The sequence below is a fragment of the Limnoglobus sp. genome (assembly GCF_059499385.1).
In genome coordinates this window covers 47,416-68,724 of the sequence record NZ_JCABYM010000055.1, presented here as the reverse complement: position 1 = coordinate 68,724, position 21,309 = coordinate 47,416, and the positions used below count along the sequence as shown (strand labels likewise).

Here is a 21,309-nt window from a genome sequence, read left to right as displayed (position 1 = left end):
CGGCGTGATGTGAACACACGTTCACTATCCGGCGCAGTCTAAGATTCGATCCGGGGAAAGTCCAGCGGCGGTGGAATTGGGCGACCGGGCCGTCGTCTGGTACGCTGAGGGGGACTTCTGAGGGAATTCGTGCGGCTCTCCACCCGGTTCGGCCTGTTGGCGGCGGTCGCGGTCCCCGTGGCGGTGGTCGCGGTCGCCCTGTCGCGTTCCCACGCCGGGGGTTCGGCCGACCGCGTGTGGGGCGGCCGCGGCGTGCTGCCGGGGGAGGTCGTCCGGCCGCGGGCGGCGGTCGTCATCGGGGACGCGCTGTTCGTCGTCGATTTCACCGCCCGCGTGCAGGCGTACTCGCTGGACGGCGACCACACCGGGTTGACGTTCACCACGCCGGACTTCCGCAACGGCCGGCCGAGCGGCCTGGGCCGGGACCGGGACGGCAACCTGATCGTCGCGGACTCGCACTACCACGCGGTGCGAATCTACGCGCCGGACGGCCGGGAGCTGCGGACGCTCGGCGGGGTAGGGGGGACGGAGCCGGGGCGGTTCGGGTACATTTCCGACTGCGTGCAGGACGCGGACGGGAACTACTTCGTCTCCGAGTTCGGGCAGACGGACCGGATCACGAAGCTGGACGCGGCCGGCCAGTTCGTGACGTGCTGGGGGACGAACGGGACCGGCGAGGGGCAGTTCCAGCGGGTGCGGGCGCTGGCGCTGGGGCCGGACGGGTTGCTGTACGCGGCCGACGCGTGCAACCACCGGGTGCAGGCGTTCACCCGCGACGGGGCGTTCGTGAAGGCGTTCGGCGGCGTGGGGTCGGGGCCGGGGGAGTTCTCGTACCCGTACGACCTGGGGTTCGACCCGGCGGGTTACTTGTACGTGGTGGAGCGGGGAAACTGCCGGGTGCAGAAGCTGACGGCCGACGGCGTGCCGGTGGCGAGTTGGGGGAAGCCGGGCCGCGGGCCGGGGCAGTTGGCCGACCCGTGGGCGCTGGCCATCGACGGCCAGGGTCGGGTGCACGTGATCGACACGGAGAACCATCGGGTGCAGCGGGTGCGGTTTTAGGCGAACGGCACGGCGTAAGCGTGCCGGTGAAGCCGCGGCGAGTGAAACCGGCACGCTTACGCCGTGCCGTTCGCCTGGAGGGTGAGTGAGCGACTTCCTGACGACTCACTGGCTCGCCGTCGCGATGCTCGTCATCGCGGCGGCGCTGCTCGCGCTCCGCTCGCGGTGGCTGGCCGCGGCACTCGCCGCGTTCGCCGTGGGTGGGTTCGCGCTGACTAGCTTGCAACTCGACTTCCTCACCCGGTTCCACGTCGCGTCCGCGCTCGCCGCCGTCGCCGCGGGCGGGTTGATCCTCGCCGGCGCGGTCCTCGTCCTCGGCCGCGTCTGGTCGCCGCCGCTCGCGCTGACGCTCGCCGCCGTCGGGCTGTTCAGCCTCGGCGGGTGGGTCGAGGCCGACCTCGGCGATTCGCTCGCGGAACTGTTCCGCATGACGCGGTCCGTGCAGTTCACCCGCCCCTGGTGGCTTCTGCTCCTCGCGCTGATCCCCGTCGTGTTGCAACTCGCCCGGCACAGCCTGTCCGGCCTCGGCACGTACCGGCGGTGGGTGGCCATCACGACGCGCTGCGGCATCGTCGCGCTGTTAGCGTGTGCGCTCGCCGAGCCGCGGGTGAACCGGCCGAGCGAGAACGTCGCGGTCCTGTTCGTGCTGGACCGGTCGCAGAGCTTGCCGCAGGACATCGACCCGGCCGCGGCGCTCGCGGACCAGGTGGACCGCCGGTGGTTGCGGGTGCGGAACTTCGTCCGCGACGCCGTGCTGCTGCGGGGCGTCGAACACACGCGGGACAAGTCCGGCGTCGTCCTGTTCGGCAAGCGGCCGAAGCTGGCCCTGCCCCCGGCGTCGGTGCGGGAACGGTTCGACGTGGACGACCGCATGGCCGGCCCCATCGACGGGCAGTACACGGACATCGCCGCGGCCCTGAAGCTCGCCATCGCGTCCTTCCCCGAGGGCAACGGCAAGCGGGTCGTCCTCGTGTCCGACGGGAACGAGAACATGGGCAACGCCCTCGACCAGGCCGCCGTCGCGCGGCAGAACGGGGTGCAGGTGGACGTGGTCGCCGTCGCCCCCGGCTACAAGAACGAGAACGAGGTTCTCGTGCAGTCGGTCGAAGCGCCGCCCGTCACGACGACGGGAACGCGGCTGCCGCTCCGGGTGCTGATCCGCAACACGAGCAAGACGCGGGTGGTCCGCGGCGTCCTCGAACTGCTCCGCGTCGGGCTGAACGAGGCCGGCGGCGAGAAGGTCGAGCAGGTCGCGATTGAGGCGGACCAGCCGCAGGTGATCGACGCGCCGATGGGCAAGCCGGCGACCGTCATCCTTCAGCCGGGGCTGAACGCGCTGCGCTTCCGCGACGTGCCGCCGAAGGCGGGCGAAACATCCTTCTCGTACCGAGCCACGTTCACCCCGATCCTCTCCGGCAAGCCGTCGGCCGACGGGCAGCTCGGCGAGGTCGTCGTCGGCATGCCGAACGACCGCGTGGCGAACAACCGCGCGACCACGGCCGTCGTCATGAAGGGCCAGCGGCGGGTGCTGTTCGTCGAGGAGCCGAAGAACGGCCAGTCGGAACACGCGCACCTCGTCCGCACGCTGCTGCGGGCGGACGTGAAGGTGTCCGTCTCATCCCCGGCCCGGCTACCCGCGGAGCCGGACGACTTCGCCCTGTTCCTGACGAACTTCGACTGCATCGTGTTGGCGAACGTCCCGGCCGAGGTGTTCAGCCGCGACCAGATGGAGACGATCCGCTCGTCCGTCCACGACCAGGGGACCGGCCTCATCATGATCGGCGGGCCGGACTCGTTCGGCCCCGGCGGGTATCAGAACACGCCCGTCGAGGAGGCGCTGCCGGTGTTCTGCGAGATCAAGTCGCCGATGGCCGCGGGGAAGGGGGGGCTGATCCTCGTCATGCACGCCTCGGAGATGGCCGACGGCAACCACTGGCAGAAGGTCATCGCCCGCCTTGCCATCGAGCGGCTGAGCGCCCCGGACATGGTCGGCGTCGTGCAGTACGGGTTCGGCGCGGGCGCGGCGGGCGTCAGTTGGGTGATTCCCTTCCAAGAAGTCGGCCAGGACAAGGGCCGGCTGTTGGCGAAGATCGACCGGATGGACCCGCAGGACATGCCGGACTTCGACCCGTTCCTGACGGCCGCGGCCGACACGCTGTCGAACCCGGACTACAACCTGTCGGTCCGGCACTGCATCGTCATCTCGGACGGCGACCCGCAGTACGGCCAGGCCGGGCGGGACGCGACGGCGAAGATGGCGGCGAACAACATCACCTGCACGACCGTCGGCGTGGCGACGCACGGGGCGGCGGAAGGCAACCGGATGAAGAGCATCGCCGAGGCGACGAAGGACGGCCGCGGCAACCCCGGCAGCTACTACGAGCCGAAGGACCCGAGCCAACTGCCGTCGATCTACATCAAGGAGAGCCGCCGCATCAGCCAGTCGTTCATCTACGACAAGCCGTTCCTGCCGAAGCACCTGATCGTCGGCGCGATCACCGAGGGCGTGCCGCGGGAGCTGCCGCCGCTGCGGGGGTTCGTGCGGACGACGTACAAGGAGTCGCCACTCGCGCAATTCCGCATCGAGGGGCCGCCGATCTCGTCGGAGATTCGATTCCCGATCCTGGCGTCGTGGCAGTACGGGCTGGGGAAGGCCGTCGCGTTCACCTCCGACGCCCGGTCGCAACCGGCGTCGGCCGTGAAGGGCTGGGACGCGGAGTGGGTCGAGTCGGACATGTACAAGAAGTTCTGGGAGCAGGCCGTGACGTGGGCGCTGCGGCCCGCCGAAGCGGGGCGGATGACGGTCGTGTCCGAGTACCGCGAGGGCCGCGTGCGGGTGACGGTGACGGCCCGTGATGAGAAGGACCGGCCGGTGAACGGGTTGGACCTGGAGGGCAAGATTTCGCTCCCGCGGCCGCCGAAGCCGGGCGAGAAGGTTCCTGTCGTCGAGTTCAAGCGGAAGGGGCCGGGGCAGTACGAGGCCGAGTTCACCGCCGAGGAAGCCGGGACGTACTTCGTCACCGTGCAGGGTTACCAGGCCGGCGTCGGCAAGGCGAAGGGTGCGCTGTTCGACACCACCCGCACCGGCGTGACCCTGCCGTACTCGCAGGAGTTCGCCGACCTCGACACGAACACGGGCCTACTCAAGCAACTCGCCGAGTTGACCGGCGGCCGGTACTACACCGACGACCCCGCGGAACTCGAACAGCTCGCGAAGTCGTCCGACCTGTTCCGCGACGCGACGAAGACGTCGCGGGCGTACCAGCCGTTCTGGTACTGGCTCGTGTTCGCCGCCGGGGTGCTGGTCCTTCTGGACGTGGGCGTCCGCCGCATCGCCGTCGAGATGCCGGAGGTGCGGGCCGTCGCCGCGGGCTTCTGGGCGAAGCTCCGCGAGAAGCCGGAGGCGGAATCGTCCGCGACGCTCGGCGTCCTCCAGCGGCGGAAGCTGGAAGTGCAGGAGGCCATCGAGCGCGAACGCGCCGCCCGCCGGTTCGATCCCGCCGCCCCGACGACCGAACCCGCCCCGGCCGGGGCGGACGACCTCGTTCGCGACCAGCCGACGGCCCGGCAACTGCCGACCGCCCCGCCGCCGCGGGCCGAGGAGAAGAAGGCGGACGAGCCGCAGGACATGTTCAGTCGATTGAAGAAGGCCCGCGACCGGGCCGACCACAAGAAGGACAAGAAGGACGAGGACCAATGAACCCGACCGCCCCGATGCCCGAACGGGCCGCCCAGTTCCGCGACCGGTTCCGCGCCCTCGAAGCCGAGATCGGCAAGGTCATCGTCGGCCAGCCGGAGGTCGTCCGCGGCGTGCTGACGTGCCTGTTCGTCGGCGGCCACGTCCTGCTCGAAGGCGTCCCCGGCCTCGGCAAGACGCTGCTCGTCCGCACGCTGGCGTCGGCGCTGTCGCTGAAGTTCGCCCGCATCCAGTTCACCCCGGACCTGATGCCGTCGGACATCGTCGGCACGAACATCATCAGCGAAACGCCCGACGGCAAGCGGCAGTTCCAGTTCCAGCCCGGCCCGCTGTTCGCGCAGATCGTCCTCGCCGACGAGATCAACCGCGCCACCCCGAAGACGCAATCGGCGCTCCTGGAGGCGATGCAAGAGCACAGCGTCACCGTCGGCGGCACAGTCCACAAGCTGGAGGAGCCGTTCCTCGTCCTCGCGACGCAGAACCCGATCGAGCAGGAAGGCACGTACCCGCTCCCGGAGGCGCAGCTCGACCGGTTCTTTTTTAAATTGACCGTGCCGTTCACGACGCGCGAAGAGCTAAACCTGATCCTCGACCGCACCACGAAGAACGAGTGGCCGAAGGCCGGGGCGGTGATGGACGCGGACGAGATTCGCGTCTGGCAGTCGCTCGTCCGGGAAGTCCTCGTCGCGGCCCCGGTGCAGGACTACGCCATCCGCCTGTTGCTCGCCACGCACCCCGGCAACGAGTTCGCCACCGCGGACGCGAACCGCTTCTTCCGGGCCGGGGCCAGCCCCCGCGGGGCGCAGACGCTCATCCTCGCGGCGAAGCTGCGGGCCGTCCTGGAGGGCCGGTACAACGTGAGTTTCGAGGATATTCGCAAAGTCTACTTCCCGGCGATGCGGCACCGCATACTCTTGAACTTCGAGGCCCAGGCCGAGAACATCTCTCCCGACGCGGTCCTGGCGGCGATCGTCAACGACGTGAAAGAAAAACCCGACTCGTAGGCTCAGCGGAGCTACCCCGATGCGTTGCGCGCCCACCCTCATGTTCCTGGCCTTGGCCCCGTTAGCGCCGGCCGCCGACCCGCCGAAGCCCTACGCCGGGCGGTCCGCGTCCGAGCGGGAGAAGCTCCTGCTGGCGAACGGCGGGACGAAGGAGTCCGAGGCGGCCGTCGCCCGCGGGCTGAAGTGGCTGGCCGACAACCAGGTGAAGACCACCGGCGCGTGGGTGTTCGACGGCACGTCCCGCGCCGAGGTCGTCGCCGCCACGGGCATGGGCGTCCTCCCGTTCTTGGCGGCCGGGCACACCCACAAGAAGGGGGACAAGGACAAGCCCAACCCGTTCCAGAAAAACGTCGAGGCCGGGCTGAAGTTCCTGACCGCCAGCCAGCTGCCGACGGGCACCTTCCGCGGGTCGAACACGATGTACGCCCACGCCATCGCGACGCTCGCGCTGTGCGAGGCGTACTCGATGACCGCGGACAAGACGCTGCTGGCCCCGGCGCGGGCGGCGGTCGCGTACATCGTCCGGGGGCAGGCGGCGGACGGCAGTTGGGGCTACTCGGCCGGGACGAAGGGCGACACGTCGATCCTCGGCTGGCAGCTCCAGGCGCTGCACGCCGCCAAGCAGACGAAGGACATCCCCGTCCCGGACGGCACGATCAAGCTGGCGAAGGAGTTCCTGGACAAGGTGGGGAAGGGAGACAAGAAGGCGGAGTACGGGTACACGTCGAACGAGTCGCCGACGCCGACCCTCTCCGCCGTCGGCCTGTGGAGCCGGTACTGCTTCGACGGCTGGGACGCCGAGCACGCCGGCTTCGACGAGGGGGCGAAGCGGGTGGTCCTGCGGGCCAATCGCCCGACCGAGGGCCGGGAGGACAGTTACAGCTACTACTACGTCACCCTGGTCGCGCGGTCGCGGGGCGGGGAGGTGTGGGAGAAGGACTGGAACCCGAAGGTGCGGGACCTGCTGGTGAAGAAACAAAGCCCGGAGGCGGACGGCCCGCGGACGGCCGGGAGTTGGCCGGCGGACAAGGCGTACATCGGCACGCACTGCGGGCGGATCGGCACGACGGCGATGACGCTGTTAACATTACAGGTGTACTACCGCGTCCCGCCGCCGGTCCCGGTCCCGCCGGCGAAGAAGTGACGCCGCCGGGCGGTTGACGCCGCCCGGCCGCCGGCTTACACTCGCAGCAATCAAGGTTCCCCGAATGCCGATCCGCATCCTACCCGTCCTCGCCGTCGTCGCCTTCGCGGCGGCCGGGTTCGCCCTCCCCGTCGCCCCCGCCGGCGGCGACCCGGACCTCATCCGCATCGTCTCCAGCCTGCCCCGGACCGGCAGCGCGAAGGGCCAGACCGACACGATCGTGGACGGCATCCGCCTCGCCCTCGACCAGGGGTGCGAACATGTCAACGGCGCGCTGAAACTGCAGGTCGGGGACAAGAAGTACACGATCGACTACAAGGATCTGGACGACGCCAGCGCCGCCAGCGGCCAGTGGGACGCGGCCGTCGAGACGAACAACGCCAACCTCGCGAAGGGCGACCCGGACGTGATGGTGTACATCGGCACGTACAACTCCGGGGCGGCGAAGCTCAGCATGCCGATCCTGAACAAGGCCCGGCTGTTCATGGTGTCCCCGGCGAACACGTCGCCGGGGCTGACGAAGCCGCTCGTCGGCGAGCGGGACGAGCCGAAGCGGTACCAGCCGAGCGGCGAGCGGAACTTCGCCCGCGTCGTCGCGACCGACGATCTGCAAGGCCCGGCCGGGGCGGAGTGGGCCAAGCACATGGGCTGGACGCGGGTGTTCATCATCGACGACAACGAGGTGTACGGGAAGGGCGTGGCCGACTTCTTCGAGTCGCACGCCCGCAAGATCGGCCTCGAAGTCCTCGGCCGGGAGAGCATCGACGGCAAGGCCCAGGAGTTCTCGGCCCTGATGGTGAAGATCAAGCGACAGAACCCGCACCTCGTCTTTTTCGGCGGCACGACCCAGACGAAGGGCGGGCAGCTCCTCAAGGACATGGTGTCCGCCGGGATGACCGCGGTGAAGATGATGGGACCCGACGGCTGCCTCGAACAGGCGTTCATCGACTCGGCCGGGGCGGACATCGCCGAGGGGCGGTTCTACTGCACGTTCGCCGGCTTGTCGCCGGACAAGCTGTCCGACACCGCCGGCGGGAAGGCGTTCGTGGACCTGTACAAGAAGAAGTTCGGCAAGGAGCCGTCCGAGGCGTACGCGCTGTACGGGTACGAATGCGGCCGGGTCGCCCTCCACGCCATCAAGCAGGCCGGGGTGAAGGACCGGGCGGCGGTCTGCCGGGCCGGGCTGGCGATCAAGGACTTCCCCGGCGTCACCGCCACGTGGTCGTTCGACGAGAACGGCGACACGACGCTCAAGGACCTCACCGGCGTCGTCGCGAAGGGCGGCAAGTTCGTCTTCTCCAAGAGCCTGTCCGTCACCCACAAATAACCCCACCGGACTCCATGCCGCCTTTGCTCCTCGCCGACACGTCGTTCGCCTGGCAGAACCTGGTGCAACTGACCATCGACGGCCTGCGGTTCGGGTTCCTCGTCGCCCTCATCGCGCTCGGCTACACGATGGTCTACGGGATCGTCGAGCTCGTGAACTTCGCCCACGGCGACCTGTTCATGCTCGGCTCGTTCCTCGGCCTGACGCTGCTGACGACCGTGGTGGACCCGGCGAATCCGGTGGCGGACGCGACCGCGTGGGTGGTACTCGCGGCCTGCTTCCTGGTGGTACCGCTGTTCTGTGCGACGTTGAACCTCGCCGTCGATCGCGTCGTGTACAAGCCGCTCCGCACCGCCCCGAAGCTCGCCCCACTCGTGTCGGCCATCGGCGTCAGCTTCGTGTTCACGAACGTCGGCCTGTTCTGGGGCGGCCCGCAAGACGTGAACTTCCCGAACCTTCTCCCGCAAGACAACCTCCTCGGCCCGGAGGCGAAGGTCGTCCTCACCTGGAAGACGGTCCTCGTCTTCGCCGTCACGATTCCCCTCATGCTGGCGCTCACGTACCTGGTGAAGTTCACGACGCTCGGCAAGGCGATGCGGGCGACGGCCCAGAACCCGACGGCGGCGCAGCTCATGGGCATCAACACCGACCGCGTCATCGGCGCGACGTTCCTGATCGGCGGGGCGCTCGCCGGGTTCGGGAGTATGGTCTACGGCCTGACGGTCAACACCGTCGGCTACCAGATGGGGTTCCAGAACGGGCTGTACGCCTTCACCGCGGCCGTCCTCGGCGGCATCGGCAATATCCCAGGCGCGGTCCTCGGCGGCATCCTGATCGGCCTCGTCCGCTCGTTCGGCAGCGAGTTCGTCGGCGAGACGTGGGCGCCCGCCCTGGTGTTCGCCGTGCTGATCGTCGTGCTGGTCTTCCGGCCGTCCGGCCTGTTGGGCGCTCGCGTCCGGGAGAAGGTGTAACCCATGAAGCCCGCCCCGTTCCCGTCCTGGCCGCTGGCCCTGTTCGCGATCCTGGTCGCGTTCCCGCTGTTCCCGGCCCTCGACGGCTGGTTCCAGGCCGGGGTCGGCCGGTCGCTCGGCGACCAGATGTCCGGCATGTTCATCTTCGCGATCCTCGCGCTCGCCCTCAACGTCGACGTCGGCAACGTCGGCATCCTGCACCTGGGCATCGCCGCGTTCTTCGGCATCGGGGCCTACGTCACCGGCATCCTGACCGTCCCGGCGTACCCGTTCGAGGTCGGGTTCTGGCTCGCCCTCGTGTTCGGCACGCTCGCCGCCGCCGCGTTCGGCGGCGTCCTCGGCGTCCCGACGCTCCGGCTCCGCGGCGACTACCTCGCCCTCGTTACACTCGGGTTCGGCGAGGTGGTGAAGTACGCGGTGAAGAACCTCAGCGACATCACCGCCGGGACGCGGGGGTTGAACCCCGTGCCGCCGCCGGTCGTCCCCGGCGTGACCGTCGATCAGTGGTCCACCGATTACCGGCCGTTCTACTACCTCACGCTGCTGTCCCTGGCGGCCGTCTACTTCGTCCTCTACCGGATCGAGCGGTCGAAGCTCGGCCGGGCGATGGTGGCCGTCCGTGAGGACGAGCTGGCCGCCTCGTGCATGGGGCTGAACGTCCCGAAACTGAAGCTGGCCGCGTTCGTGTTCGCCGCCGGCATCGCCGGGTTCGCCGGTTGCCTGTACGCCAGCCGGATGACGAGCACCGTCGGCCCGGACGACTACGACTTCAACAAGTCGATCCTGCTGCTCTGCTGCGTCATCCTCGGCGGGCTGAGCAGCCGCAACGGCGTGCTCCTCGGCGTCTTCCTGCTGTATGGGTTCGACAAAATCCTCTCGCCGATCATGGACGAGCTGCTCCAGGCGAAGTTCGGCAGCCCCGAGAGAGTGGTGAAAGACCTGGGCCTTTTCAAACTGCCGATCTCGGCCCAGATGATGACGTTCTCCGGGTGGCGGCTGTTCGTCTTCGGCCTGGTACTGATCCTGGTGATGCGGTACCGGCCGCAGGGGTTGTTGCCGTCGAACCGGTTGAAGGAAGAGGTCCACACGCCGCCGCCGGGGAACCCGTAACCATGCTCTCGATCCAGAACGTCTCGATGCGGTTCGGCGGCATCACGGCGGTGTCGAACCTGTCGCTCGAAGTGCCGGCCGGGCAGATCGTGTCCGTCATCGGGCCGAACGGGGCCGGGAAGACGACCGTGTTCAACGTCGTCACCGGCATCTACAAGCCGACGGACGGCGCGATCGCGTTCGGCGGCGCGGACGTGAAGCGGCCGTTCCAGACCCGCGTTCTGCTGGCGTGCATCCTGTCCGGCCTCGTCGTCGGGCTGTTCGCGTACCTCGCCGCCGCGGGCGTGCAGGAACTCTGGACGGCGGCCGTCACCCGGCAGTTCGCGTCGCCGGAGGACACGTTTAGCCTCTCGAAGATGACGACGGCCGCGGCCGACTACCTGTCCGGCAAGCCGGGCGTCGAGAAGAACCGCATCACCGGCAAGTGGGAGGTGAAGGCGCTCGACGGCAAGACATCGCTCGGCGTGTTCGACGACGAGTCCGCGGCCCGTGCCCACCGCGACTCGCTCCTTCAACCGGCGGGGCTCGGCGCGGCCGCGGCGGACGTGAAGGTGCGGGCCGATGTCGCGGCCACGCGGGAGAAGCTGTTGCTATACACCCGCGTCGCGTTCGTCGCCGGGTTGGTGCTGGCACCGCTCGCGTACTACCTCATCTGGCTGCGGTCGCGGCGGACGCCGGACATCATCTCGCAGGGCGGGATCGCCCGCACCTTCCAGAACATCCGCCTCTTCCCGGCGATGACCGTTTGCGAGAACGTCATGGTCGGCCTCGACCGCGAACTGACGGCCCACCCGGTCATGATGGCCCTCGGCCTGCCGCGGCACCTGAACGAGGAGAAGGCGGCGGCGGACAAGGCGTTCGCCCTCTTGGAGTTCGTCGGCCTCAAGGGGAAGACGACCGAGCTGGCCAAGAACCTCGCCTACGGCGACCAGCGGCGGTTGGAGATCGCGCGGGCCCTCGCCACGAACCCGAAGCTGCTGCTCCTCGACGAGCCGGCCGCCGGGATGAACCCGAGCGAGACGACGGACCTGATGGGCCTCATCAAGAAGATCCGCGACCGCGGCGTCACGGTGTTACTGATCGAGCACCACATGAACCTCGTCATGGGCATCTCGGACAAGGTGGCGGTGCTCGACTACGGCCAGAAGATCGCCGAGGGGACGCCCGCCGAGGTGAGCCGCGACCCGAAGGTGATCGAGGCGTACCTCGGCAAGGAAGAGGTGACCTGATGGCGGCCCTGTTGAGTATAGACAAGCTGCGGGCCGGGTACGGGCCGATCGACGCCCTCCACGACGTGACGGTCCACGTCGACGACGGCGAGATCGTCGCCATGATCGGCGCGAACGGGGCCGGGAAGACGACGACGCTCCTGTCCGTCGCCGGCGTCGTGAAGCCGCGGGCGGGCAGCATCACGTTCAACGGGCTGGACATCACGAAGTACGCGGCGCATCAGGTGGTGAAGCTCGGCCTCGCACTGTCGCCGGAGGGGCGGAAGATTTTCCCCCGGCTGACGGTGCTGGAAAACTTGCAGATGGGGGCGTTCACGCGAACCGACCCGGCCGGCGTCGCCGACGACCTGGAAAAGATGTTCGCGATGTTCCCGATCCTCCGCGAGCGAAAGTCGCAGGCTGGCGGGCTGCTCTCCGGCGGGCAGCAGCAGATGCTTGCCATCGCGCGGGCGCTCATGGCCCGGCCGCGGCTGCTCATGCTCGACGAGCCGTCGCTGGGCTTGGCCCCGCAGATCGTGGTGCAAATCTTCGACGTGGTGAAGCAGCTCAACAAGGGCGGCATGTCCGTGCTTCTTGTCGAGCAGAATGCGTTCATGGCGCTCAAGGCTGCCCACCGCGGGTACGTCATCGAGACGGGGCGTGTGACGATGACCGACCGGGCCGATAAACTGCTGACAGACCCGCGGGTGCGGTCCGCGTACCTCGGCGAGTGCTGACCCCCGGCGGCCATGAAGATCACCCGCGTCGAAACCGACCTCGCCCGCCTGCCGCTGCCCCGTGCCGTCGCCCTCCCGACTTCCCAAGACCCGCGGGCGGCGAAGGATGTCGAAGTCGTCCTCGTGCGAATCCTCACCGACGGCCCGCACACCGGCGTCGGCTTCACGTACACCCTCGGCGGCGGCGGGGCCGCGATCCGCTCGCTCCTCGACTCGCTCGTCGCGCCGATTCTGTTGAACGAAAACCCGACGCTCACCGAGCGCCTGTTCCTGCGGGCGTCGCACGAACTCGAAACCGTCGGCTTTCCCGGTCTCGCGGCGCGGGCTTATGCGGCCGTCGATTTCGCCCTGTGGGACGTGAAGGGGAAGGCCGCGAACCTGCCGGTCTACCAACTCCTCGGCGGCTACCGCACGAAGTTGAAGGCGATCGCGTCCGACACGGCCACGCCCGCGCTCGGCGCGAAGGCGGCGGCGAAGGAAACGCGGGCGGCGCTCGACGCCGGGGCCGCGGGCGTCGTCGTCGAGATCGGCACGGCCGACCCGGACATCGACGCGGACCGCGTTCGCCAGTTGCGCGAGGCGGTTCCCGAAGGGGCGTGGTTCGAGGTGTCCGCGAACGGCCGGTACGACTTCTCGACCGCCCTCTGGATGGGCCGGATGTGCGAGGAAGACTTCGCCATCGACGGCTTCTCCGACCCGCTGCGGAACGACGATTCGCAAGGACTTTCGCGACTGCTCGACCGGCTCGAAGTGGCGGTGAGCGTCGGCAGCCTGTTCGACCGGGTGGACGACTTCGTCCGACTGCTCGAAACCACGAGCGTCTCTGCCGTTCGCATCGACCCGCTGCGGCTCGGCGGCATCACCCCGGCCCGCAAGGTCGCGCAGCTCGCGGAACTGCGGCACGTCGCCGTCTGCCCCGTGCGGCTGCCGGAAGTCGGCACGCACCTCGCCGCCGGGTCGGTCCTCGGCCGCGTGTGCGAGACGGTCGATTGGTTCGCGCCGCTGTTCGACGGCGGCCCCAAATTCGTTGACGGGCAACTCGTCGTGGCGGATGCTCCAGGGCTGGGCGTCCGCCCGAACGAGAAGTACCTCGCACACCACCGCGTCTGAGACGGGGCTTATATAGCCGCCGGCTTGCCGGCGGGGCTTTCGGGGGTCGCAAAGCCCCGCCGGCAAGCCGGCGGCTATATATCAACGTTCCAGCAAGCGTGGCCACACGCCTAGTCCTGTCATCCTTCCCGGAGGGGTCCCATGTCGAAGCCGGAAGAACAAGTCGCGAAGCTGCACCTGATCCTGCCGAGCATCCCGAAGCCGGTGGCCGTGTACAAACCGGCCGTGCGGGTCGGCAACCTCGTGTTCGTGTCCGGGCACGGGCCGCTGAAGCTGGACGGCACGTACATCCTCGGCTGCGTCGGCAAGGACCTGACGCTCGACCAGGGGAAGGAGGCGGCCCGGCAGACGGGGCTGGCCATCCTCGCCACGCTCCGCAACTTCCTGGGGTCGCTCGACAAGGTAAAGCGGCTGGTGAAGTCGTTCGGCATGGTGAACTGCACGGCCGACTACAAGGACCAGCCGAAGGTCATCAACGGGTACTCGGAACTGATGAAGGAAGTGTTCGGCGACGACGCCGGCGTCGGCGCGCGGAGCGCGGTCGGGCACAACGCGCTGCCGAACGGGATGGCCGTCGAGATCGAGGCGATCTTCGAGGTCGAGTAAACGGAAGCGGCCCCGGCTGAACCGGGGCCGCTCGATTTATTTCTTGGCGTGTCGTCCGCTCAGCTCGTTCAAGATGGTGTCGGCACTGTCGCGGTCGCCGACCACGACGGCCTCGATCATCTCGCCGAACCGCGCGGCCTGTCCCCGCTCGGCGGCCACCAGAACGATCTTCGCCTTCGCGGGCATGGCGTTCACGACCTTCGCCGTGGCGAGCGGGTCGTTCGGCAGGAACGGCACGACCACGACGTTCGCGTGGTGCCGGATGGCCGTCCGCCGCGCGTCCTCGCCGTTGGCGGCGACGCACACGTCCCAGCCCTTCATGCGGAACTGGTCCGCGAGGTTCGCGGCGGGCAGGGAAGGGGGGAGGCCGAGGACGACCCGGCACGCCTTCTTCTTCTCACCGGGGCGTTGTCGGCACAGTGTCGAACCGCCGTTGTCGTCGTTCATGGTCCATTTCATAGGTGCAACTCTCCGGTATCTTCTTGTACCGGACCCGACAGCCGTTCTTTCCAGTAAGTTCGCCCCGGCCGGACGAAACTTGCGCGGCCCGCTCAAAAAATAGTTGCGGCGGCGCGCGAAACTGGGGAAGGTAGTCGGGTCGTTCGTGCGGCGAACTCCTTGCGATCCGGGCTAGAACCCGCCGTCGGCCGCGATACAACGTAACCAAGTCGCGGCCGCCCCAGAAGGGTGAGATAGGATACCGCCCCGGACCGGTGGCGTCCCCCTCAGTAGTGGCACGGCCCGCCGCGTCATCGAGTCCCGCATCTTACCACCCGCAAGCTCCACCCTCCCGAGGTCGAATCATGGCGAAGGCCCGCATCTCCATCGGCACCTGGGCGTACCTGTTCAACCAGGAGACGCCGACGAACGACTTCCACGTCATTCTGCACAAGCTCCAGGACCTCGGGTACGACGGCGTCGAACTCGGCAGCTTCGGCCCGCACCCGTCGCCGTTCTCCCACCCGACGAAGGCGAGCCGCCAGAAGCTCAAGAAGGAGATCGCCGACCACGGCCTGGCACTGTCGGCCATCGCCGTGGACCTGTGGGCGTTCAAGACGCCGGGCGTGAGCATCCTGGACGAAATCCCGGCCGCTTACACGACGGCGTTCCTCGGCTGGTGCGCGTTCGCCGCCGACCTGGACGTGAAGACGATCCGCGTCGATACCGTCCTCTCGCCTGATTACTTCAGCACCGAGGAAGGCAAGAAGCTCGGCTACGCCGCGGGGATGGATCGGCTGATCGCGACTTGGGACAAGTGCAGCAAGGTCGCCAGCGACTTCGGGCTGAACATCTGCTGGGAGTTCGAGCCGGGGTTCGTGTTCAACAAGCCGAGCGAAATCCTGAAGGTCGTGGACGGTGTGCGGGGGAAGGGGAACCCGAACTTCGGCGTGCTGTACGACAGCTGCCACGCGCACATGGTCGCGAAGATCGGCGCGAACCACCAGGGCGAAAAGGAACTGCTGGCCGGCGGCGCGCTCGAACTGCTGAACAAACTGAAGGGGAAGATCACGCACGTCCACGTCATCGACAGCGACGGCAGCCTGAACGAGCACAACACCTCGACGCACAACCCGTTCGGCACTGGAAATTTGAACTTCGACGAGCTGTTCCCGGCGATCCAGGCCGCGGGCGTGCCGAACGACTGGTGGTGCGTGGACCTGTGCTTCTGGCCGAACGCCTGGGAGGTGACGGCCGACAGCAAGAAGTTTCTCGACAAGATGCGGGCGAAATACGCGGCGGCGTAACACGCCTTCAACGTGGCGCGGGGCAGGGCGTTCCGCGCCGCCGGTCACGAGGGTCGTCGATGGTCGTCAAAATCGCACCCGCAGCCCAGCTCGATTCGTTCGCCGACCTCCACGCGCGGCTCGGGTACGTACCGCTAGACCGCATCTGTATGGACCCGCCGCCCGGTCGGGCGACCGAGGCGGACGTGCTGCGGTATCAGGAGGCCGCCGACAAGCGGCTCTACGAGTTGATCGACGGCACGCTCGTGGAGAAGGCGATGGGAACCCACGAATCGTTCCTGGGTATGGAACTGGGACGACTGATCGGGAACTTCGTCCGCGAGCATCGACTCGGGATCGTCGTCGGTGCGGACGGCCCGTTCCGCCTGTTCGAGGGCAACGTCCGCTACCCGGATGTCAGCTTCATCCCCTTCTCCCGGCTGCCGGAGGTAGGGATGCCTAACGAGGCGATTTGGCGAACGATACCGACACTCGTGGTGGAAGTTCTCAGTCCCTCGAACACAGTCCAGGAAATCGACCGAAAGCTACACGACTACTTCGCCGGTGGGTGTCGCCTCGCCTGGGTCATCGACCCGATCACGCGAACGGCGGAAGTTTACACATCCGTGAAGAAACGAAAGGTCGTCCAGCGCGACGGCTCGCTCGACGGCGGCCGCGTGTTGCCGGGCTTTCACCTCCCTCTCGTTCAACTGTTCGCGGACCCGCCGCGTCCGAAGTCCAAGAAAAAGAGCTAGCCGCATGAAATCGTTCGTAGCCTTCTTCATCGCCCTCGCCACTTGCCTGGAAGTGGCCGCCACCGACCTCGGCGACGCGATCAAGCCCATCGCGAACGCGCACAAGGGCAAGGTCGCCGTCGCCGTGAAGAACCTCGCCACCGGCGAGCACTACGAGCTGAACGGCGACGAGGTCATGCAGACGGCCAGCCTCATCAAGCTGGCCGTCATGATCGAGACCTACCGCCAGGCCGACGAGAAGACGATCGACCTCGGCACGCACGTCACGCTCGCGAAGGACGACAAAGTTCCAGGTGCCGGCATCCTCACCTCGCACTTCTCCGAGGGGGCGTCGTTCCCGATCAAGGACGCCGTCCGGCTGATGATCGTCTACAGCGACAACACGGCCACGAACCTCGTCCTCGACCAGGTCGGCATCAAGAACGTCAACGCGACGACGGCGAAGCTCGGCTTCCCGGAGACGCGGATCAACGCGAAGGTGTTCAAGGGCGGCACCTCGAGCGTCGATCCGGAGCGGACCAAGAAGTATTCGCTCGGTTCCATTACCGCGAAGGACGCGGTCGGGCTGCTCGAACTTATTCACACGGAAAAGGCCGCGTCACCGGAGGCGTGCAAGGCGATGATGGCTAACCTGAAGGCGAACGACGACAAGCAGCAACTCGTCCGCTTCCTGCCCGCGGGCACGGTCGTCGCGCACAAGACCGGGGCCACGAACCAGGTCCGCACCGATGCGGGCATCATCTTTATCCCCGACGCCGCGGACAAGAAGAAGACCACGCCGGTGGCCGTCTGCGTGCTGACGAACGAGAACGAGGACCAGCGGTGGGTGCTCGACAACGCCGGGCAGGTGACCATCGCGAAGGTCGGCAAGGCCGTCTACGACTACTTCTCGAAGAAGTGACTCACCCCCATCCTGGAGCGATTCATGGCGAAGAAACCTCTCCGCGTCGGCATGATCGGGTACGGCTTCATGGGCCGGGCGCACTCGAACGCGTACAAGCAGGTCGGCCAGTTCTTCCCGTCGCAGCACGAGGTCGTGTTGCAGGCCGCGTGCGCCCGGAACGAGGGGGAGATCAAGAAGTTCGCCGACCAGTGGGGGTACGCGAGCGTCGAGACGGACTGGAAGAAACTGCTCGACCGCAAGGACATCGACGTGGTGGACGTCTGCACGCCGAACAACCTGCACAAGGAGATCGCGATCGCGGCGGCGCAGGCCGGCAAGATGATCCTGTGCGAAAAGCCGCTGGCGATGAACGCGGCCGAGGGCCTGGAGATGGTGAAAGCCGTCGAGAAGGCGAAGGTCGCGAACATGGTCTGGTACAACTACCGCCGCATCCCGGCGGTGACGCTCGCGAAGAAGCTCATCGAGGAAGGGCGGCTCGGGAAGATTTTCCACTACCGCGCCAAGTTCCTTCAGGACTGGACGATCAAGTCCGACCTCCCGCAGGGCGGGCAGGGCCTCTGGCGGCTGGACGTGGCCGCGGCCGGCAGCGGCGTGTCCGGCGACCTGCTCGCCCACTGCATCGACACGGCCGTGTGGCTCAACGGCGGGTTGCAGTCGGTCTGCTGCATGACCGAGACGTTCGTGAAGGAGCGGATGCACAACCTGACGGGCAAGGTCGAGAAGGTCGGCATCGACGACGCCTGCATCTTCATGGGCAAGTTCGCGAACGGGTCGCTCGCCAACTTCGAGAGCACCCGGTACGCCCGCGGGCACAAGGCGCTCTACACGTTCGAGATCAACGGCGAGAACATGAGCATCTTCTGGGACCTCCACGACCTCCACCGCCTCCAAATCTTCGACTACAAGGACGAAGGCAAGATCCGCGGCTGGAAGAGCATTCACGTCACGGACAACAGCCCGGACCACCCGTACATGGCGAACTGGTGGGTCCCCGGCCTGGCGATCGGGTACGACTCCAGCTTCACCCACCAAGTCGCGGACTTCATACAGGGGCTGGAAACCGGCAAGCCGCAAGGACCGACGTTCCGCGACGCCCTGGAAACGCAGCACATTCTGGACGCGATCCTCGACTCGGCGAAGGCCGAGAAGTGGGTAGAAGTGCCGAAGTCCTGATGGCGAAGATTTGCCCTCGACAGCCCGTCCGCGGCCGGTCTAGACTAGCCGCGGACTTTTCACCCTGGCAGGGACGCCGGTTGATGAACATCGTTCACCTGACGGCCAGCACGCTCTTCGGCGGCCCCGAGCGGCAGATGCTCGGACTGGCCGAACACCTGCCGCCGGAATGTTACACGCGATTCGTCTCGTTCCGCGAGGGCGGCCGGTGCGCCGCGTTTCTCGACGAGGCTCGTCGTCGCGGCTTCGCCGGCGATGCACTCTTGGCCGACTTTCCCCGTTTGCGCTCCATCCTTTCCGAACTGACTGAATACCTGAAAGCGCACCGCACGGACGTACTGTTGACCCACAGCTACAAGCCGAACCTGCTCGGCCGGATCGCGGCGCGGCGGGTCGGCATCCCGGTCGTGGCCGTGTCGCGGGGGTGGACGGCCGAGAACTGGAAAGTCCGCCGGTACGAGCAACTCGACCGGTTCAACCTCCGATTCATGGACCATGTCGTCGCCGTGTCGGACGCGCAAGCCGCGAAGGTGCGGGGGTGCGGCGTGCCGGACGAGCGGCTGTCGGTCGTGCGGAACAGCTGCCGGTTCCCGGACTTCAACGGCACGGACCTCGGCTACGAAACTCGGTTGCAGGCGTACTTCGCGGCCGACACCGCGGTGTCTCATCTCGTGATTTCCGCCGGTCGCCTCAGCCCGGAAAAGGGGTTCGAGCTCCTCGTGACGGCCGCCGGGGACGTTTTGAAGCAACACCCCTCGGCCGCGTTCATTCATTTCGGCGAAGGGGTTGAGCGGCCGAAACTCGAGGCAATGATCCGCACCGCGAAACTGACCGACCGATTCGTGCTCGCGGGGTTCACGACCGAACTCGACCACTTCCTGCCTTTCGCGGACCTATTCGTGCTACCGTCCTACACGGAAGGACTGCCGAACGTGGCCCTCGAAGCGGCGGCGGCCGAAGTCGCGGTCGTGGCCACCGCCGTCGGCGGGACGCCGGAGGTCGTCGCGGACGAGCAGACGGGCCTGCTCGTCCCGCCCGGCCGCCCGTCGGAACTCGCCCGCGCGATCCTCGACCTGTTGAAACAGGACGCGAAGCGGATGGCCCTCGGCCGCGCCGGCCGCGAGCGGATGCGGGCCGAGTTCACGTTCGCGGGCCAGGCCGCTGCTTATCAAAAATTGTTCGCCCAGTTGTGCCGGCCCCCGGTGTCGCTTCAACGACGTGTGACATGCACCCAACCCTGTCCCGACCCCGTGCCGAGCCGACCGAGCCTTTTCGAGCGGATCGTCCGGTTCCGATAACGTTTTGCATCGACAACCTGAGCCGCGCCGGTACGGAATCGCAGTTGCTCGCGCTGATCCGTCTGATGGATCGTGCGCTTTTCGAGCCGACGCTCATCCTCCTCGATGGAAGGCCGGCGGCGTCCCGCGAATTAGAGCCGCGGGACTGCGAAGTGATTCGCCTCGGCGTGACGAAACTCCTCTCCCGCGCCGGGCTGCGGGCCGCGAGGCACGTCCGGCAGCTCTGGTCGCGGTCGCGGCCCGACATCCTGCAATCTTACTTTCTGGACGCCTCGTACTTTTCGGTCCCGCTGGCGCGGTGGTGCGGCGTGCCGCACGTCGTCCGCGTTCGGAACAACCTCGGCTACTGGCTGACACGAAAGGACCGGGTCCTGAACCGGCTGATCCGACCGTGGGTGACGCGGTCTTTGACGAACTCCGAGGGCGGTCGCGAGCAACTTATCCGGCAGGACGGCGTCTCGGCGGACCGGGTGACGGTCATCGAAAACGGCGTGGACCTCGACCGGTTTCCGGACGTGCGGCCGCCGGCGTTCGGCGAGACGGTCCGCGTCGGGTGCGTGGCGAACCTGCGGCCGGTCAAAAACATCGACGGCTTGATGCGGGCCGCACAACTGGTGCTAGAACTTAGCGCGAAGGTCGAGTTCGAGGTCGCGGGCGACGGCCCCGACCGACCGCGGCTGGAGCAGCTTCGTCGCGAGCTGGCCCTCGGCGACCGGTTCCGGCTCCGCGGGTCGCTCGCCGACGTGCCGGAGTTCTTGCGGTCGCTCGACTTGGCGGTGATGCCGTCCCACTCGGAGGGGATGTCGAACGCCGTCCTGGAGTACATGGCGGCGGGGCGGGCAATCGTGGCGACCGACACCGGCGCGACCGCCCAACTCGTCGGTCCGGGCGTCGGCGGGGTGATCGTCGCGCCGGGGTCGGACGAAGCGCTCGCGGGAGCAATCCAGAAGTTAATCGACGACCCGCCGGCGGGCCGCCGGATGGCCGCGACGGCCCGCCGGCGGGCGGAAGAAGTGTACGGCCGGCAGGGAATGGTCCGGCGGTTCGAGGCATTCTACCGCTCAATGATTTAGCCGAGGATTTCCGGGAAAGCCCCCTGCATGTCGTGGCAAACTTATACAACATAATGTTCATTATCGGACGTTAGACGTGTGGGCTTTCCCGGCCCTCTGTGGCGTCGGACGCTTCAGAGCCGGCCCAACACTTTCCCGTGACTTTCAGGGGTTGGCTCGTCGAGAGGACCGGTTGCGGCTTAGGTCCAAGCACATGGCTGGGATCCGCTGTGGAGCTTCAAGGTCAAAGTTGTGGGTGGCTGGGGCTGAGGCTTTGCGACGCCCCGGAGGCGGACACCGTGGCATCGAAGACTCTGCCCCGGCCGCGCCAACAACCAATAGAGCAACCCCAGTCGCGTGCGGGGTGGACTTGCTCGCTTCCGGATTGCATTCCCGCTTCCGTCCGGTAGCTTGTCGTTGAGCCGTTGCC

General features: G+C 67.6%; 17 protein-coding genes and 2 pseudogenes. 18 read left to right on the top strand and 1 reads right to left on the bottom strand.

The features are described from left to right. The first annotated feature begins 129 nt into the window (after nt 1–129). The 12 genes and pseudogenes from AC5JJ2_RS10685 (at nt 130) to AC5JJ2_RS10630 (ending at nt 13,973) form a co-directional block, all read left to right on the top strand. Nucleotides 130–1,059, top strand: coding sequence for an NHL repeat-containing protein (locus AC5JJ2_RS10685; RefSeq protein WP_495857970.1), 930 nt, complete (start codon nt 130–132; stop codon nt 1,057–1,059). 85 nt (nt 1,060–1,144) lie between these two features. Then, complete coding sequence (locus AC5JJ2_RS10680; RefSeq protein ID WP_495857969.1) at nt 1,145–4,759, top strand: VWA domain-containing protein; 3,615 nt, start codon at nt 1,145–1,147, stop codon at nt 4,757–4,759. Continuing rightward, a complete protein-coding gene (locus tag AC5JJ2_RS10675) occupies nt 4,756–5,760 on the top strand; it encodes an AAA family ATPase (protein WP_495857968.1) in 1,005 nt (334 codons plus the stop codon). Before AC5JJ2_RS10680 ends, AC5JJ2_RS10675 begins: the two co-directional genes overlap by 4 nt. Nucleotides 5,761–5,779: 19 nt before the next feature. Next, nucleotides 5,780–6,904, top strand: a complete 1,125-nt coding sequence (locus AC5JJ2_RS10670; RefSeq protein WP_495857967.1) for a prenyltransferase/squalene oxidase repeat-containing protein — start codon at nt 5,780–5,782, stop codon at nt 6,902–6,904. Nucleotides 6,905–6,968: 64 nt separating this feature from the next. Continuing rightward, entirely contained in the window at nt 6,969–8,231 is a 1,263-nt protein-coding gene (locus tag AC5JJ2_RS10665) for a branched-chain amino acid ABC transporter substrate-binding protein (protein ID WP_495857966.1), read from the top strand. 14 nt (nt 8,232–8,245) lie between these two features. Continuing rightward, the gene (locus tag AC5JJ2_RS10660; protein WP_495857965.1) at nt 8,246–9,202 is read left to right on the top strand and encodes a branched-chain amino acid ABC transporter permease; all 957 of its coding nucleotides are present in this window, start codon (nt 8,246–8,248) and stop codon (nt 9,200–9,202) included. Nucleotides 9,203–9,205: 3 nt separating this feature from the next. Further along, nucleotides 9,206–10,312 (top strand): branched-chain amino acid ABC transporter permease, encoded by a 1,107-nt coding sequence (locus AC5JJ2_RS10655; protein WP_495857964.1) that lies wholly within the window; start codon nt 9,206–9,208, stop codon nt 10,310–10,312. A gap of 2 nt (nt 10,313–10,314) precedes the next feature. Continuing rightward, nucleotides 10,315–10,503 (top strand): annotated as a pseudogene (locus tag AC5JJ2_RS10650) (ATP-binding cassette domain-containing protein); the annotation flags it as partial. A 492-nt stretch (nt 10,504–10,995) separates the two neighbouring features. Next, nucleotides 10,996–11,541 (top strand): annotated as a pseudogene (locus tag AC5JJ2_RS10645) (ABC transporter ATP-binding protein); the annotation flags it as partial. A gap of 8 nt (nt 11,542–11,549) precedes the next feature. Further along, nucleotides 11,550–12,257: an ABC transporter ATP-binding protein gene (locus AC5JJ2_RS10640; RefSeq protein ID WP_495857971.1), complete on the top strand. Its 708-nt coding sequence runs from the start codon at nt 11,550–11,552 to the stop codon at nt 12,255–12,257. 12 nt (nt 12,258–12,269) lie between these two features. Then, nucleotides 12,270–13,367, top strand: a complete 1,098-nt coding sequence (locus tag AC5JJ2_RS10635; RefSeq protein ID WP_495857963.1) for a mandelate racemase/muconate lactonizing enzyme family protein — start codon at nt 12,270–12,272, stop codon at nt 13,365–13,367. Nucleotides 13,368–13,508: 141 nt separating this feature from the next. Further along, nucleotides 13,509–13,973 (top strand): RidA family protein, encoded by a 465-nt coding sequence (locus AC5JJ2_RS10630; RefSeq protein WP_495857962.1) that lies wholly within the window; start codon nt 13,509–13,511, stop codon nt 13,971–13,973. Nucleotides 13,974–14,009: 36 nt separating this feature from the next. Here the strand turns inward: AC5JJ2_RS10630 and AC5JJ2_RS10625 are convergent, their stop codons facing one another. Then, nucleotides 14,010–14,420, bottom strand: a complete 411-nt coding sequence (locus AC5JJ2_RS10625; protein ID WP_495857961.1) for a hypothetical protein — start codon at nt 14,418–14,420, stop codon at nt 14,010–14,012. Between the two features lie 356 nt (nt 14,421–14,776). Between AC5JJ2_RS10625 and AC5JJ2_RS10620 the strand changes: the two genes are divergently transcribed. The 6 genes from AC5JJ2_RS10620 to AC5JJ2_RS10595 all read left to right on the top strand — a co-directional run bounded on the left by AC5JJ2_RS10620 (nt 14,777) and on the right by AC5JJ2_RS10595 (nt 20,900). Next, nucleotides 14,777–15,718, top strand: a complete 942-nt coding sequence (locus tag AC5JJ2_RS10620; RefSeq protein WP_495857960.1) for a sugar phosphate isomerase/epimerase family protein — start codon at nt 14,777–14,779, stop codon at nt 15,716–15,718. Between the two features lie 59 nt (nt 15,719–15,777). Then, nucleotides 15,778–16,452, top strand: a complete 675-nt coding sequence (locus tag AC5JJ2_RS10615; RefSeq protein WP_495857959.1) for a Uma2 family endonuclease — start codon at nt 15,778–15,780, stop codon at nt 16,450–16,452. Nucleotides 16,453–16,456: 4 nt separating this feature from the next. Then, nucleotides 16,457–17,353: a serine hydrolase gene (locus AC5JJ2_RS10610; RefSeq protein ID WP_495857958.1), complete on the top strand. Its 897-nt coding sequence runs from the start codon at nt 16,457–16,459 to the stop codon at nt 17,351–17,353. Nucleotides 17,354–17,377: 24 nt separating this feature from the next. Continuing rightward, nucleotides 17,378–18,529 carry a Gfo/Idh/MocA family protein gene (locus AC5JJ2_RS10605; RefSeq protein ID WP_495857957.1) on the top strand — a complete coding sequence of 384 codons (1,152 nt, stop codon included), beginning with the start codon at nt 17,378–17,380 and terminating at the stop codon, nt 18,527–18,529. Nucleotides 18,530–18,612: 83 nt separating this feature from the next. Next, a complete protein-coding gene (locus AC5JJ2_RS10600; RefSeq protein WP_495857956.1) occupies nt 18,613–19,827 on the top strand; it encodes a glycosyltransferase in 1,215 nt (404 codons plus the stop codon). Next, nucleotides 19,755–20,900 carry a glycosyltransferase gene (locus AC5JJ2_RS10595; protein WP_495857955.1) on the top strand — a complete coding sequence of 382 codons (1,146 nt, stop codon included), beginning with the start codon at nt 19,755–19,757 and terminating at the stop codon, nt 20,898–20,900. Before AC5JJ2_RS10600 ends, AC5JJ2_RS10595 begins: the two co-directional genes overlap by 73 nt. Nucleotides 20,901–21,309 lie beyond the last annotated feature (409 nt).

Excerpts from the sequence above, each read along its gene's own strand:
- AC5JJ2_RS10670 (WP_495857967.1), top strand. The coding sequence starts at position 5,780 with ATGCGTTGCGCGCCCACCCTCATGTTCCTGGCCTTGGCCCCGTTAGCG.
- AC5JJ2_RS10635 (WP_495857963.1), top strand. The coding sequence starts at position 12,270 with ATGAAGATCACCCGCGTCGAAACCGACCTCGCCCGCCTGCCGCTGCCC.
- AC5JJ2_RS10655 (WP_495857964.1), top strand. The coding sequence starts at position 9,206 with ATGAAGCCCGCCCCGTTCCCGTCCTGGCCGCTGGCCCTGTTCGCGATC.
- AC5JJ2_RS10675 (WP_495857968.1), top strand. The coding sequence starts at position 4,756 with ATGAACCCGACCGCCCCGATGCCCGAACGGGCCGCCCAGTTCCGCGAC.
- AC5JJ2_RS10625 (WP_495857961.1), bottom strand. The coding sequence starts at position 14,420 with ATGAACGACGACAACGGCGGTTCGACACTGTGCCGACAACGCCCCGGT.
- AC5JJ2_RS10660 (WP_495857965.1), top strand. The coding sequence starts at position 8,246 with ATGCCGCCTTTGCTCCTCGCCGACACGTCGTTCGCCTGGCAGAACCTG.
- AC5JJ2_RS10615 (WP_495857959.1), top strand. The coding sequence starts at position 15,778 with ATGGTCGTCAAAATCGCACCCGCAGCCCAGCTCGATTCGTTCGCCGAC.
- AC5JJ2_RS10600 (WP_495857956.1), top strand. The coding sequence starts at position 18,613 with ATGAACATCGTTCACCTGACGGCCAGCACGCTCTTCGGCGGCCCCGAG.
- AC5JJ2_RS10605 (WP_495857957.1), top strand. The coding sequence starts at position 17,378 with ATGGCGAAGAAACCTCTCCGCGTCGGCATGATCGGGTACGGCTTCATG.
- AC5JJ2_RS10610 (WP_495857958.1), top strand. The coding sequence starts at position 16,457 with ATGAAATCGTTCGTAGCCTTCTTCATCGCCCTCGCCACTTGCCTGGAA.
- AC5JJ2_RS10595 (WP_495857955.1), top strand. The coding sequence starts at position 19,755 with ATGCACCCAACCCTGTCCCGACCCCGTGCCGAGCCGACCGAGCCTTTT.
- AC5JJ2_RS10620 (WP_495857960.1), top strand. The coding sequence starts at position 14,777 with ATGGCGAAGGCCCGCATCTCCATCGGCACCTGGGCGTACCTGTTCAAC.
- AC5JJ2_RS10665 (WP_495857966.1), top strand. The coding sequence starts at position 6,969 with ATGCCGATCCGCATCCTACCCGTCCTCGCCGTCGTCGCCTTCGCGGCG.
- AC5JJ2_RS10630 (WP_495857962.1), top strand. The coding sequence starts at position 13,509 with ATGTCGAAGCCGGAAGAACAAGTCGCGAAGCTGCACCTGATCCTGCCG.